Source organism: Pseudobacter ginsenosidimutans, assembly GCF_007970185.1.
GTDB classification, from domain to species: Bacteria; Bacteroidota; Bacteroidia; order Chitinophagales; family Chitinophagaceae; genus Pseudobacter; species Pseudobacter ginsenosidimutans.
On record NZ_CP042431.1, the window covers coordinates 5,418,148 to 5,433,565 of the forward strand.

A 15,418-nucleotide genomic window follows, 5' to 3' on the forward strand; every position below is an offset into this window, starting at 1 on the left:
ATGGGAAAAATCAACTTTCTGCTTCTCTGCCTTTTGTTCAGCCTGCCTGTGGCTGCCCAAACCCTGAAAGGTAGTGTAACAGACTCCAAAACCGGTGCCCCGGTTGCAGCCACCATCAGTGTGGCAGGTGGCAAGAACGCCTATGCCGCCACTGACGACAATGGCAATTTCCGCCTCAAAGTTCCCAGTTTAAAAACGAGTAGCATCATGATCACAGCAGTAGGGTATAAATCCCAGCTGCTGGCTCTCGATGGAAAAGATTCAGTTACCATCAAACTGGTGAACAGTTCTGCTGTGCTGGACGATGTGATCGTGATCGGTTACGGCGCACAACGGAAATCACATCTGACAGGTGCCATCTCAAAACTCAAGAATGAAAACCTGGATGAGATCCCTACCAGCAGTCTCGACAGAGCGCTGATCGGAAAGATCGCAGGCGTTACCGTTCAGAATCTCAGTTCGGAAACAGGCACCAGTCCACGCGTTCGCGTTCGCGGACTAAGTTCCATCAGCGCCAATTCCGATCCGCTGGTGGTGGTGGACGGGCATCCGGTCCCTGATGGATTGAGTATGGTGAACCCCTTCGATGTGGAGTCTGTGGAAGTATTGAAAGACGCGGCATCTGCAGCGATCTATGGATCCAGAGGCGCCAATGGAGTGATCATCATCACTACCAAAAGCGGCAAGACCAATAAACCACGTTATACAGTTAAAGCTTATACCGGTGTGAAGTCGGCTTACAAACTGCATCCGATCATGAGCACCACTGACTATACGGAAAAGCTCTACAGGGAAGCGGCGCTGCGCGAAAACGATCCAACAGTTTCGGCGGCAGATAAGAATCTCGTAACACCGCAGGAGCTGGCAAGATACCTGGTAGAAAGCACACTGCGCAACGGACAGGGAACAGACTGGCAGAATGAAGCCATGCAGGATGCCAGGATGCAGAATGTGCAGATCGGTGTTTCAGGTGGCAAAGAGATCCGTTATTATGTTTCCGGTAACTACCAGCATGATGAGGGTATCATGATCCACAACTCATACGATCGCATCAACATGAAGGCCAAGATCGATGGTAATCTCAGCAAGGCCGTGAAGTTTGGTATCAACTTCAATCCTTCCTATACCAAAACCGAACTGCCTGCTGTTAATTTTACGGATTACTATCGTTTTTATTCAGGACTTCCTGTTAAACATACGGCGGCCACTGCAGCTTTCGTGAACCAGAATCCAACATGGGCGAATATACGTCAGGGCGACTGGGCTCAGCCTGCACATTTCTCCAACCTGGCCTACCAGGGATACCTGCCTGATGGCTCCTTCTATAACAGTTATGATGAACCGAACCTGACCGAAGGAAAAGTGATCCCTTTTTCTTCCGGTAATAATACGCCACGTTCAGTGGCCGACAGGCAGGAGCGTTATTCCTACAATTATCGCTTACTCACAGGCGCTGACCTCAGCATCAATTTCATGAAGAACCTGGACCTGAAATCCAGTCTGAGTGTATATTTCAATCAAACTGAGACCAACACTTTCGAAGGAAAGAATTCAAAACAGGACGGTCTTGCCAACAAAGGCATTCAAAATATCCGCAGGATGATCGACCTGCTATGGGAGAATACACTGAACTATAACAAGAGCTTTGGTGATCATAACTTCACCGGTTTGCTCGGTTTCACGGCGCAGAAGACAAATACCAGCGAGAACCAGATCACTGGTATGAACCTGCCTACGGACGATATCAAAACTCTGAATCTCGCTACGGCCATCGATATGTCGGGAACCTATACACTCAGAACACCGGTTGGTCTTTTGAGTTATCTCGGCCGTGTCACTTACGATTACAAAGGTAAATACCTGATGTCTGCTTCACTGCGTACAGACGGTAGCGGCTATTTCCCGAAAGGACATAAATACGGATGGTTCCCTGCAGCATCACTCGGCTGGAGGATCAGCAGCGAGCCTTTCATGGAAAATATCGACTGGCTCAGCAACCTGAAGCTCCGCACCAGTTACGGCGCCACCGGTAATAACAGGATTGAGCCCTTCGCTTACCTGGAATTGCTGAACCCTGCCAACTATTCCTTTGGCGGCGGCACTGGTACTGTCAATAACGGACAGGCGCCCAACAATGATGTGTTGCCCAATATCCTTACCTGGGAAAGGACCTTCCAATACAATGCCGGCATCGATGCGGGACTGTTCAAAGACCGCATCACCATGAGCCTCGAATATTATAACGGCACAACTGATCGCCTGCTGTTCAAACAAGGCACCATGAGCTTTTCCGGTTCCAACCAGTACTGGAACAATATCGGGAAAGTAAGGAACGAAGGATTCGAGATCGAGCTCACTTCACACAACGTGAAGAACAAGAACATCGAATGGTCTACCTCCATTAATCTTTCTGCCAATAAGAATACATTGCTCGATCTCGGTGGAGAGCCGCATCAGTACAATATCGGCGAGCGCCAGGAAACCTATGCAGCTTTTCCAGGCGGTCCTTCCATTCAGTTCTTTGGCTACAAGACCGATGGTGTCTGGCTTTCCGATGCGGATATCGTCAAGGCACAGGCCGAAGGATATAAGAGTGATGCCTTTTCAAAATATTTCGTAGCAGGCGGATTGAAGCTGGTTGATGTGAATGGTGATAAGAATATCGATGAAAAAGACAGGACCACATTAGGGTCTCCCTTCCCTGATTTCACCTGGGGCTTTGTGAACAATGTGAAGTACAAGGGCTTTGACCTGAATGTGGTGATCCAGGGCGTACAGGGAAACAAGATCCTGAATGGCGATGCTTTTTACAATGAATCCAGGTTTTTCAACAAGAGCTACAATACTGGATCACGCTGGGTCAGCGCCGCCAATCCCGGTGATGGCAAAACGCCATACGCAACCAACGGTGTAGACTGGATGGTGACAGATTATGTAATTGAAGACGGTTCTTATGCGGCTTTGCGTAGCGTGATCCTCGGATATACAGCTCCTGCAAAACTGGTGAAAAGACTGAAGCTCGGCAATGTCCGCTTTTATGCTGCGGGCGAGAACCTGCTGTTCGTATGGGCAAAGAACTACCGCGGTGTGAACCCCGAAGCCCGGACAACTTCAGGCGTTTATGGATCACCGTTGATAGATGGCTACCAGCGCGGCGGTTTCCCCATGAGCAGAACTGTAACATTCGGTGTTGACATTCTTTTTTAACCAGCATCAAACTACAATCATGAAAGCATTTAAATATATCCTTCCGATCGCTCTCCTTGCTACAGGCATCTCGTCCTGCAGCAAGATCATCGATCTGAAACCGGAATCAAACGTTACCGTTGACCAGTATTACAGGAACTATGACGAGGTGAAAGCCGCTCTGACAGGAGCTTACAACGGTATGCAGGGGCCACTCAAAAATGAATGGAGCCTTACCGAGCTTCGCTCAGATATCAGCAAGCAGGGCGCTCCCAACAGTACTGCCGTTGCCAATATCAATTACAATAACCTGAATACCTATTTACAGAGCTCTATACACCCGGGCGTATACGATTACTGGTTTGCTGCTTATAAGAATATCCGCAGCGCCAATTATGTGCTCAGAAGCCTGGGCGTGAAATATGAGAATGGCCAGACCACCATGGGCGAGGGAACGGCAGTGATGACGGAAGATCAGAAAAAACAACTGGCGGGTGAAGCCCTCTTCATCAGGGCATATCATTATTACAACCTCGTCAGATTGTATGGCGGCATCTTCATCATCGTTGATCAGCAAACACCTGCGCAGGTGAAGAAGATCCCACGCTCATCTGTAGCCGATGTATTGAATTTCATTGAAGCCGACCTGGAAGCTGCTGTTGGGTTCCTCCCCACAGTGCCTTACAGTGCACAGAAAACGGAAGACCTGGGGCATGTTACCAAATGGGCTGCAGAAAGCCTGCTGGCAAAACTCTATCTTCAGCTCAATAAGAAAGCGGAAGCCCTCACGCTCCTGAACGACGTGATCGATAACAGTGGTCATGATCTCCTGCCTTCTTATGCTGATGTATTTTCTGTTGCCAACGAAGTAAATAAAGAGATCATATTTGCTGTCCGCTACAAATCCGGTGGGGCAGGGCTGGGCAACCATATGGCCAATTCCTTTGCGGCCCTGAACAGCGGCAGCACTATCGTTAATGGAAATGGTTCGGGTTTGAATTATCCTACCGCCAATATGGAAGCGAAATACATTGCTCCCGCTACAGGATTTGTTGACAAGCGCAAAGCAGCTACTATCGACAGGTACAATGCACTGACTTACGTGAAGAAATTCATTTCCCCTGTGATGGTGAAAGATGATGCAGAGAACGATTTTCCCGTGCTGCGCTTTTCCGATGTACTGCTGCTGAAGGCTGAAGCCCTGGGCTTTACCCCTGAAGCAGTGGCCCTCATCAACCGGGTACGTGCAAGGGCAGGAGCCGGTGCTTATCCCGGCGCAGGTAATTTCAATGCGCAGTTCTATCTCTACCCGGAGTCTGGCGCTGAGGCCATCACGGCCGATAATTTCATTTACAAATTGCTGGAGGAAAGAAGAATCGAGCTGGCCTTCGAGAACCATCGTCTGTTTGATCTGCATCGTACCGGCAAGTTCATAGAGCTGATGGAACTGTATTACGAATCGGAGTACGATAGCCATTACAAAAGGTTCAAACCTGCCGTTCCGCTGCAGGAGCTGAAAGATAACCTGGCGGTACGTCCCTTGCTACCGATCCCGCAACGCGAGCTTGATACGAACAATGAGATCGAGATCGGTCAAAACGATGGCTACTAAACAACCCTTAATCACACTGAACGCAGTCATATGAAATCATTACTCAAACTATTGTCGTTACTGCCTTTGCTGCTGCTGGTGATGTGTAAGAAAAAAGATACACTGATCCCTGAGGGAACGCTCACTGCAAAGGATTATGTATACAATAATGCCATCAAGAGATTTGAACCTGATGAAACTGTAAGTGGTTCTCTCAGCGCCAATTTTGAAATGAGAACAGTTTACTATTACCTGCAGCGCCAGGGAAAAACAGATACGCTTTTGCAGATCGATTTTCTCAGGAACGATGCAAGCAGCAATTATGAGTTTGCATTGAAATCAGAATCCTGGTCGGGCGTGAACATGAATGGCTCCAAAGGCTTGAAAGTGCTGGCTGTAAGGGATAATAATACGAGTATCGAGAAGATCATTGCCATTAATTATTTCGATCCCGCTGCACCGGTAGTGGGCGAAGTGCCGGAAACAATCACTCCCAATCTCACAGGCGTAACCGCTATCACCGGCAAGATCACATCGCCCACAGGAATTGCAAAAGTGGACATTTTCGACAATGCCAATGGTGACTTCGAGCTGGTAGGCACTGTTCCCGGTAACAATGCAAAGGACCTCCAACTGAACTACCAGTATGAATACAATGACGGCGCAGGCCAGCTTAAGATCGAGGTAACGGACATTTATGGCTTAAAAGCTGAAAAAGTTGTACAGTTTGTAAATATTCCTTTCAAACCAGTGATTACTTTTGCATCAACCACTTTGAAGGTGGCATTGCCGGATGGAACACCGGAGGTGAAGGGAACTATCAAGTCTTTCACCGCCCTTACTACCGTGAATGCCTACGTGGTAACGGCTGGTGGCAGCACCCTGCACCAGGTGGTAACACCCGAGCTGGAAAACAGCGTACCCAATGAATTCAATTATAGTTTTACGGTAACAAGCTTCCCCTTTGCTGAAAATGTGACCAGCTGCAGACTGGAAGTGACTGATGCTACCGGTACATCCACCGCCAATGCAAATGTGCAAATCCTGCCGTATTACTACTGGAAGAACCTGACCATGATGGCGCAGGGTAATGCCACCACCACATCGTCCACCTGTTTCTTTACGGGCGATCTGGCTGATCCGCTGATCGGGCCCTGTGATGCGAATGCTAACCCTGAGCTGCATACGAAGATCGATTTCGCGATCTTCACCAACAGTACGCCATTGCTGGCATTCCAGAATCCGTCGAATATTTCGTCTGGTACGCTCACAACCTTCAAGTGCAATGGCACCAACTGGGATCCGCCGTTGCCGAATGCCACCACCCTGATGAAAACAACTTTCAGGGTACTGACAGATGCACAGGATGCATTGTTGCGTCCCAGGCTGGAAGCGATGAGCATGGATGACCTGAGCGATGCATTCTTTACCGGTGTGCAGGCCCCCACTGCCAGCGCGCCCAACAGCGGCACGTTCAGGGAGAACTCCCTGCTCTATGTGAAAGCAGTGACCCAGGCCGGCGTAACGAAGAATATCCTGATCAGAGTGGTGAACGTGAATGTTGTGGCCGTGCCCAACCAGGCAACTTCCACCATCACTTTCGATATATTGAAGCAAAAGTAAAACAACAAATATGGCTCAATCTTCTATCATTGAAACCATTAAAGCTATCGAAGTAGAATCCCCGGTAGACAAGATCATCCGGCAGTTGAAGCAACTGATGAGCGACGGGCACCTGAAGCCCGGCGACCGCCTGCCGGCGGAACGCATCCTGGCCGAGAAGTTCGGCGTGGGCAGAACCTATGTGCGCGATGCCATCCGCAAACTGGAATTCTACGGGCTCCTCAAAACTTCGCCCCAGAGCGGCACCTACGTGGCCCATTACAATATCCAGATGATGGAAGGGATCCTGAACGATATCATCAATTTCAATAAGGATGATTTCTCTGCGCTTATTGAAGCGCGTTACTATATGGAGATCAATGCAGCCAGGCTGGCCGCACAGCGCAGGACCGATGATGATCTCGCTGCCCTCAAAGCTGCGGTGGACGCCTATGATGCAAAGATCAACGCGAGGGAGAACGCTGTACAGGAAGACATGTTCATTCACCTCCGTATCGCCAATGCGGCCAAGAATTCCGTGATGGAATCCATGCTGCTTTTATTACTGCCTGATATCATCCGCAACATCATCGAAAAGAAGATCTGCGGCGATTACCGGAGCGGTGAAGCAATGGCCGAACACCATGAAATACTGAAAGCTATTGCCGATCAGGATGCAGATGCAGCAGGCCTCGCCATGGCCAATCACCTGGACGATATCCTGCGCATCAGCCGGACCAAAACCACCTGGTAACCTCTAAACACTCAGGCTTTGAAAAAACGAAACAATCCGTTGTTGCTCATCGCAACCCTGCTGCTGGCCATGAACGCAGGTTACAGCCAGCGAATACCCGTGAAAGATAATCAGGAGTTGAAATCGGCGCTGAATAAAGCAAAGCCGGGAGACAGCATCGTGCTCGCCAATGGCACCTGGAAGGATATGCCATTGTTCATTACCACCAGCGGCTCCGCAGAAAAGCCCATCGTGATAATGGCAGAAACGCCCGGCGGCGTGAAATGCACCGGCAATTCTTTCATCCGCTTCGGAAGTGATCATGTGACTGTTTCCGGATTGCATTTTACCGATGGCTATGCCGTGAAGGAGTCCATCGTCGATTTCAGAAAAGGAGACAATCTCGCCAATCATTGCAGGCTCACCCAATGTGTGTTCGAGAACTTCAGCAAACCCAGCCGGTCTGATGATGATCACTGGATCACGCTCTGGGGAAAGAAGAACCGGATCGATCACTGTGTGATCGGCAATAAGCTCAATACAGGCACTACTCTCATTGTTGAGCTGAACGATGAAAGGTCTCAGCACAATGAGCATAGCATAGACAGCAATTATTTCAAGGGCCGTGAACCACTTGGCTCCAATGGTGGCGAAACCATCCGTATCGGCGTGAGCCGATACTCGCTCACCAGCAGCAATACCCTGGTGCATCACAATTATTTTGAAAGATGCAATGGGGAGGTGGAGATCATCTCCGTGAAAAGCTGCAACAACCGTCTCACAGAAAACACTTTCTTCGAAAGCGAAGGCGGACTGGTACTTAGACATGGCTCAGGCAATATCGTGCTCAACAATATTTTCATCGGTAACAATAAACCCTATACCGGTGGCGTGCGGGTGATCAATCCGGGTCATACCGTTGCCAATAATCTTTTCATAGACCTGGCCGGAAAAGGCTTCCATGGCGGTTTTACCGTATTGAATGGTGTGCCCGGTTCTCCATTGAACAGGTATATGCAGGTAACGGATACAGACATTCATCATAATACATTCGTGAACTGCAAGACCATCCTTTTCGGCGCGGGAAAAGATGAGGAGCGAACCCTGCCTCCGGCACGGGTAACCTTCAGGGATAATTTCATTCAGACCAATAATGCAACGGTGTATGAAGATGCCAATAAAGATGGCGGCATCACGTTCACCAATAATCGCTATTCCGCCAAAACCGTTGCCGCAGCCCCGGCGGGTTTTGTTGCTGAAAAACCAACGCTCACTGCAATTACCTGGGCTGGTCAGCAATTCAAAATTCCCACCGGGAAATATGGAGCTGATCTCAGTAAACTGAACTGGATGAGCGCCGCAAATACCGGCGCCGTCTGGTTCAGGCCGGAGCAGTCTGTTGTCCGCAAGCCCTCCGTGCATACCGTTGCTGCTGCGGACAGCCAGCAACTGAATGCGATCATCAATAATGCTGCTCCCGGCGATATCATTGAATTGACAGAGGTAGGTTTGTACAAGATCACTGATCCACTGGTGATCAGCAAGCCGGTAGTGATACAATCAGCTGCCGGCCTTAAAGCAAAGCCTGAGCTGGTGAGCATCGCCACCACTGGTTTGCCCGCTTTTATGGTGATCGAATCCGGTGGCAGTTTGAATGCCGGTGGAATCATTTTCAACAGCGCCTATGAGAATTATGGTGCGGTGAGATCCGGCATTGCAACGGCCAGCAAACCTACAAGCGCTCACTATATCCTCAAAGTGGACGGATGCGAATTCATCAATTTTGGCGAGGGTGGTCATGTTTGCATCAAAGCCTCCAAAGGAACTTATGCAGACTCTGTGCTGATCAGCAATTGCATTTTTCGCAATAATGCCGGTATGGGCATCGATTATGGTGCAGAAAAAGACGACAAAGGCATTTACAACGTAGCCTACATGCGCGTGGAGAATTCCGTTTTTGCCAATACACTCAGCGGCGCCATCAATGTATACAGGGGTGGGAACGATGAAAGCACTACAGGTCCATCGGTCCATATCAATCATTGCACTTTTCATAATGTAGAGAATCGTATGCAGGGAACCGTGGTGAAACTGATCGGAGTGCAGGTGGCCAGCATCACCAACAGTGTGTTCAACTTCAGTGGCAAAGGCGGCAGGATCATCTGGTTGGAAGAAATGGCCTGGGATGATCTCAAAGTGGATTATTGCAATGTGTACGATAGTGGCCGTATCAGCACCTTCTTCGGCAAAGCCACCGGCAAAAATATCCGGAACAGGAAACCATCGTTCAAAGACGCTGCCAGCAATGATTTCAGGCTGGCGCAAACCAACGGCCTAATTGGTAACGACAATAAGCCGATGGGTGTACTCTAATGAAGACTATTATCATGAAGACATTCTTTCTTTCCATATCACTCGTTATTTCAGTTTTGGTTGTGCAGGGCCAATCGCATCCCTCCATAATGCTCACGCAGAAAAATATCGAAGCCGTGCGCAAAGGGATCAAAGATTATCCCATCATGGCATCCAGCTACAAAACTGTAAAAAAGGACGCGGAGAAAGCCCTGAAATCCGGCATCGAAGTGCCCACACCGGCAGATGGCGGTGGCGGCGTAACCCACGAAAAACACAAAAAGAATTACCAGCAGGCGCTTGCCTGCGGCATCGCATACCAGGTTACCAACGATGAGCGCTATGCGAAATTCGTGAAGGACCTCCTCCTGGAATATGCAAAACAGTACAATACCTGGGGCCGTCATCCCAAACGAAAACAGGAGCCCGGCGGAAAGATCTTCTGGCAGAACCTGAACGACTGCGTCTGGCAGGTATACATGATCCAGGCATACGACTGCGTGTACGGTGCCCTCAGTGCAGCCGACAGGAAAAAAATAGAGAACGATCTCTTCGCAAACGTGGTAAAAGAACTGAGCGAAGTGAACGGTTCCATTTTCAATAAAGTACATAACCACGGCACCTGGAGCGCAGCAGCAGTGGGCATGACCGGCTATGTATGCGGAAAAAAAGAATGGGTGCAGGCCGCATTGCATGGCAGCAAACAGGATGATAAAGGTGGTTTTCTCGCGCAGCTCAACCAGTTGTTCTCGCCCGATGGCTACTACGCCGAAGGACCTTACTACCAGCGTTATGCGATCCTGCCCTTTATGATCTTCGCCAAAGCCATTCACCAATACGATCCGAAATTCGGCATCTATGATTTCAGAGATGGACTACTGAAGAAAGCAGTGAACACTGCCTTGCAATGCACTTATACCAATAAGGTCTTCTTTCCGCTCAACGATGCCATCAAGGACAAAACCTACGAAACGGAAGAAATGGTATACGCGGTGGATATTGCCTACAGTGATATGCAGGCCGGAGATGACCTGCTTGACATTGCACAGCAGCAGGACCGTGTGATCATCAGCGATGCCGGATTACAGGTGGCGCAGGCCATTGACGCGGGCAAGACAAATCCATTTGCCTACAAGCCCATGTGGATCAAGGATGGCGCAGATGGCAAAGGCGGCGGCATCGGTATCCTTCGCAGCGGCGCCAATGCAGACCAGTTGGCAGTAGTGATGAAAGCCGGCACACAGGGCATGGGGCATGGACATTTCGATCGTCTCAACCTGCTCGTGTACGACAATGGCACGGAAGTATTCAGCGATTACGGTGCCGTTCGCTTCCTCAATGTGGAAACCAAGAACGGTGGTAACTATACCAAAGAGAACGATACCTGGGGCAAGCAAACTATTGCCCACAATACAATTACTGCGGACCAGACCTCCCATTTCAACGGCAACGAAAAGAAAGGGGAGGAGACCACTCCATCACTGGTGAACTTCACAGCCAACGAAAAATTCCAGGTGGTGAGCGCCGAGGAAAAGAATGCATACAAAGGAGTAACACTCTGGCGCACGGCCATTCTCTTCACTCCCGAAGGTGCTGACAAAGCCCTGCTGCTGGATGTATTCTCCGTTAACAGTGACCAGCCGCACCAGTACGATCTTCCTTTCTGGTACCAGGGTCATATCACCGACCTGCCTTTCCCTTCCGAAATGAACGGCAAACAACTGCCAGCCCTCGGAACCAGCAATGGTTATCAGCATCTCTGGCTGAACGGTACCGGCATACCTGCAAATGGAAAACAGTACATAACAGTACTGAACAACCGCAGATTCTATACTACTTCATTTTTAGCCGATACTGCCATCCGTGTAAAGCTGGTGACCCTCGGCGCGCAGGATCCCAACCTGAACCTGCGCAATGAAAAAGCATTCATTTTGTCTCAGCCCGCTGCCACCAACCACACATTCATCAGTATTACCGAGCCGCATGGCAGGAACAATACCGTCGCGGAAGTGACCACCGGCGCCAGTGCTGCCGTGAAAGAGTTGAAGCTGGTAAGCGCCACGAAGGAAGCAGTGCAGTTCCGTTTTACTTACAAAAAGAAATCATATACCGTCAGCATCAGGAAAAATGATCCAGGATCATTTCTGGTGATTGACTAAAAAACAAGATCATGAAAGCAAGCAGTGAATTTCAGTTTGAGCAGGAGATACCCTGGGAAGACCTTAACAATGGCATTCAAAGACAGGTGTACGGCTATGATGATAAGATCATGCTGGTGAAAGCGAAGTTCGATAAAGGCGCCGTTGGTACCCTGCACGAGCACCATCATTCACAGGTGACCTATGTGGAAAGTGGTGTATTCGAAATGACCATCGGCAATGAAAAAAAGATCATCCGCAAAGGCGATGGCTACTATGTTCCACCGCATGTGATCCATGGCTGTGTTTGCCTGGAGCCCGGGCTGCTCATCGATGTTTTCAGTCCGCTCAGAGAAGATTTTTTACCCTGATCCCTTCAATAAAATCATTACAATGAGAAAGATCATTTTCGCATTTGCCCTGTTCTTATCGGCCTCTGCCATGGCCCAGGAAGATACAAAGGACACAGTGAAGAAAGTTCAGTTACTTCCCGGTTATACATCACAGATAGATGTGGTGTACACAAAGGGTAAGGACTGGGAACAGAAGCTGGACCTCTATCTTCCACCCAACAATGGCAAGCCCACACCCGTGCTGATCAATATCCACGGTGGTGGCTGGAACCATGGCACCAAGGAATCGCAGACCGGCTTCAGCACATTCTTCAAGATGGGCTTTGCTGTTTGCAATATCGAGTACCGCCTGACTCAGCAGGCTACGGCTCCCGCAGCAGTTGAAGATGCGCGTTGTGCCCTGATCTACCTGATCAAAAATGCAGCAGCCCTCAATATCGATGTGAACAGGATCGTGGTAATGGGTGGCAGCGCCGGGGGCCATCTGGCCCTGATGACAGGACTGCTCGGCAATGATCATCGTTTCGATACAAATTGTCCAGGCACAGAAAATATAAAAGTGGCTGCCATCATCAACAAGTACGGCATCGCTGACGTGAACGACTGGGCTTATGGCAAAGACATCACCAGCAAATCAGCTACGCGCTGGCTGGGCAGCAAAGCCACAGATGCAGACTTCGTCAAATCCGTTTCGCCGATCAATTTCGTGAACAGGAACAGCCCGCCTGTATTCATCGTTCACGGCGATGCTGATCCAACCGTTCCCTATCAGCAATCTGTGGTCCTTCACAAGAAATTGCAGGAAGCCGGTGTAAAAACAGAGTTCATGACCATCGAAGGCGGCAAGCACGGCGGCTTTCCGAGAGAGCAGAACACCGAGTTGAACAAAGCCATCACCAAATTCCTGAAGGATCTGGGGATTCCTGATAAGAAGTAGGTTAAGTATTGTGGATTGTACCGTGATTTGATTTGGAATGGTGAAATAAGAATCAATGTGATAAATTGATTTTAGATGAATCAAAATGTGAAGCCTTGATATTGTAGGGCAGGCCGGGAATATGCCAGGTAAGTCGGGCCATGGAAACGTAAGCGAAGAAGCTCATCAAAGATCCTTCGCTCATCTTTCCAACCCATCTCTGAATCATCATTCTCCCGCGCCGGTTCGTTTCCCAGCCCACCTTACCTGGCATATCACGGCCGCAACTCCCAAATACAAGCTCATCAAAAAAATGAACGATTTGAAACCAATAGAACAAATAAAAAACAATCGCTTCCAACTTAAAGGACTGCGTTGGTGGATCATTTCGCTGATCGGGCTGGCTACTATCATCAATTATATAGACCGTGGCGCCATCAATTTCATGTGGCCCTATATCTATAAAGACTTCGGCATTGCCGACGAAGACAGTAAGAACACACTGGCGCTGATCACCACCTTCTTCATGATTGCTTACGCCATCGGGCAAACAGTAACAGGAAAGATGATGGACGCTATCGGAACGCGATTAGGCATGGCTGTTAGTATCATCGGATGGAGCATTTCCATCGGGCTGCATGCGTTGGCCAAAAGCATTCTCAGCTTCAATATTTTCCGGTTCCTGCTTGGCATCAGCGAAGCCGGCAACTGGCCCGGCGCCACCAAGAGCAATGCCGAATGGTTCCCTCCAAAGGAGCGGGCCATTGCACAGGGCATTTTCGGTGCAGGCGCCAGTATTGGCGGCGTGATCGCAGCACCCGTGATCGCTGCGCTCTTCCTGGCCTTTGGCTGGAAGATGACATTCCTTGTGATTGGCGTGCTGGGCTTTCTCTGGCTGATCCCCTGGTTGTGGATCAACAAGAACACGCCCGATAAGCATCCCTGGATCACTGAAGAAGAAAAAGCGCATATACAGGGCGGTCAGATGGAAGCATCGAAGCCAAAGGCAACAGCTGTAGTGTATTCCTGGAAAGAATTATTGCAATTCAGGAATACCTGGGGCATTCTCACCAGCAGGTTCTTCATCGATCCTGTATGGTGGATGTTCGTTACCTGGCTGCCTACTTTCCTGAAGGAGCAATACCAGTTTGATATGAAACAGATCGGGGCTTTTGCCTGGGTGCCTTATTTTTTTGCGGCAGTGGGCGGATTGACCGGCGGTTTCTATTCATCGGCGCGCATCAAACGTGGCGTGGATGCGGCGAAAGCGCGGAAGAGCGCCATTACCATCGGCAGTGTGATCATGCTGATCTCGCTCACGGTGATTGCGTATTATCTCGATGAACTGAAGAACCAGCCATCGATGGCTATTGCCTGTATCAGTGCAACCTTATTCGGATTTCAGTTCCTGATCAATAACCTGCAGACATTGCCCGGAGATTATTTCCATGGGAAGAATGTGGGTGTGGTTGCGGGCATGGGCGGCACCACTGCTGTTGCAGGAACGCTGATCACAACCTGGATCGTTCCCGTGATCACCAAAGTAAGTTATACATCATTCTTCATCATGGGCGCACTGATGGTGCCGCTGGCATGGTGTTGCATCATGTTCATTTCATCCAAAAAACAATTTAAACAAGAGAATATATGAGACTAAAGGGAAAAGTTGCCATTGTATCCGGTGGTGCAAGGGATATTGGCCAGGCCGTATCCGTAAAGCTGGCAAAGGAAGGAGCCAGGGTGGTAGTGAATTATTTCAGCAGTGAGCAACAGGCGCAGGAAACCCTGGCGGCTATCAGTGCGATCGGTGGAGAAGCGATTGCTGTGAAAGGCGATATGAGCAAAGGAGAGGATGTTGCCAATGTAGTGAGTGCTGCACAAAAAGCATTCGGTAACGAGATCCATATCCTGGTGAATGTGGCTGGTGGAATGGTGGCGCGTAAACTGATTGCAGACATGGATGAAAATTTCTGGGACCATGTGATGGGCCTCAATGTAAAATCCGCTTTCCTGCTCACCAGGCAGGTAGTACCCCATATGCCGGCAGGCAGTGCTGTAGTGAACTTCTCATCCCAGGCAGGCCGGGATGGCGGCGGATTTGGAGCTTCTGCCTATGCAACTGCCAAAGGTGCTGTGGCTACTTTTACCAAAGCAATGGCCAAAGAGCTCGGCCCGAAAGGTATCCGCGTGAATGCAGTGGACCCTGGTATGATCGCTACATTCTTCCACGACAGTTTCACCAAACCCGAAGTGCGCCAGAACGTGGCCAATTCCACACCGCTGCGCAGGGAAGGTAAGGCCGGTGAAGTGGCCGACCTGGTGGCTTATCTCGCCAGCGATGAAGCCAGCTTTATCACAGGTGCCAATATCGATATCAACGGGGGAACTTATTTCTCCTAGAACGCGTTAATCCGTATTCTTCATATTGTTCATTATTTTCCTGGTTATGTAGCAGGGCTGCACAAAAGTGCAGCCCTTTTCTTATCTTGGAACAGGTAGTAACCGGCCTACAAAGGGATTCGACCGCATGATGTAATTTTGATTGTA

Annotated in this window: 10 protein-coding genes; all 10 read left to right on the forward strand. The window is 49.5% G+C overall.

Annotated features, from left to right (window positions below; translation table 11 throughout):
- The 10 genes from FSB84_RS21250 (at position 1) to FSB84_RS21295 (ending at position 15,271) form a co-directional block, all read left to right on the forward strand.
- Positions 1–3,207, forward strand: a complete 3,207-nt coding sequence (locus FSB84_RS21250) for a SusC/RagA family TonB-linked outer membrane protein (RefSeq protein WP_130539888.1) — start codon at positions 1–3, stop codon at positions 3,205–3,207.
- Between the two features lie 19 nt (positions 3,208–3,226).
- Positions 3,227–4,798 carry a RagB/SusD family nutrient uptake outer membrane protein gene (locus FSB84_RS21255; protein ID WP_130539889.1) on the forward strand — a complete coding sequence of 524 codons (1,572 nt, stop codon included), beginning with the start codon at positions 3,227–3,229 and terminating at the stop codon, positions 4,796–4,798.
- 30 nt (positions 4,799–4,828) lie between these two features.
- Positions 4,829–6,400, forward strand: coding sequence for a hypothetical protein (locus FSB84_RS21260; protein ID WP_130539890.1), 1,572 nt, complete (start codon positions 4,829–4,831; stop codon positions 6,398–6,400).
- A 10-nt stretch (positions 6,401–6,410) separates the two neighbouring features.
- Complete coding sequence (locus FSB84_RS21265) at positions 6,411–7,133, forward strand: FadR/GntR family transcriptional regulator (RefSeq protein ID WP_130539891.1); 723 nt, start codon at positions 6,411–6,413, stop codon at positions 7,131–7,133.
- Positions 7,134–7,151: 18 nt separating this feature from the next.
- Complete coding sequence (locus tag FSB84_RS21270; protein WP_207234202.1) at positions 7,152–9,485, forward strand: polysaccharide lyase 6 family protein; 2,334 nt, start codon at positions 7,152–7,154, stop codon at positions 9,483–9,485.
- A 14-nt stretch (positions 9,486–9,499) separates the two neighbouring features.
- Entirely contained in the window at positions 9,500–11,623 is a 2,124-nt protein-coding gene (locus FSB84_RS21275; protein ID WP_225979849.1) for a heparinase II/III domain-containing protein, read from the forward strand.
- 11 nt (positions 11,624–11,634) lie between these two features.
- On the forward strand, positions 11,635–11,973 hold the full coding sequence (locus FSB84_RS21280) for a cupin domain-containing protein (RefSeq protein WP_130539893.1): 339 nt from the start codon (positions 11,635–11,637) through the stop codon (positions 11,971–11,973).
- Positions 11,974–11,995: 22 nt separating this feature from the next.
- On the forward strand, positions 11,996–12,892 hold the full coding sequence (locus FSB84_RS21285) for an alpha/beta hydrolase (protein ID WP_130539894.1): 897 nt from the start codon (positions 11,996–11,998) through the stop codon (positions 12,890–12,892).
- A 292-nt stretch (positions 12,893–13,184) separates the two neighbouring features.
- Entirely contained in the window at positions 13,185–14,522 is a 1,338-nt protein-coding gene (locus FSB84_RS21290; protein WP_130539895.1) for an MFS transporter, read from the forward strand.
- Positions 14,519–15,271 (forward strand): SDR family NAD(P)-dependent oxidoreductase, encoded by a 753-nt coding sequence (locus FSB84_RS21295; protein WP_130539896.1) that lies wholly within the window; start codon positions 14,519–14,521, stop codon positions 15,269–15,271. Before FSB84_RS21290 ends, FSB84_RS21295 begins: the two co-directional genes overlap by 4 nt.
- The last annotated feature ends 147 nt before the right edge of the window (positions 15,272–15,418 follow it).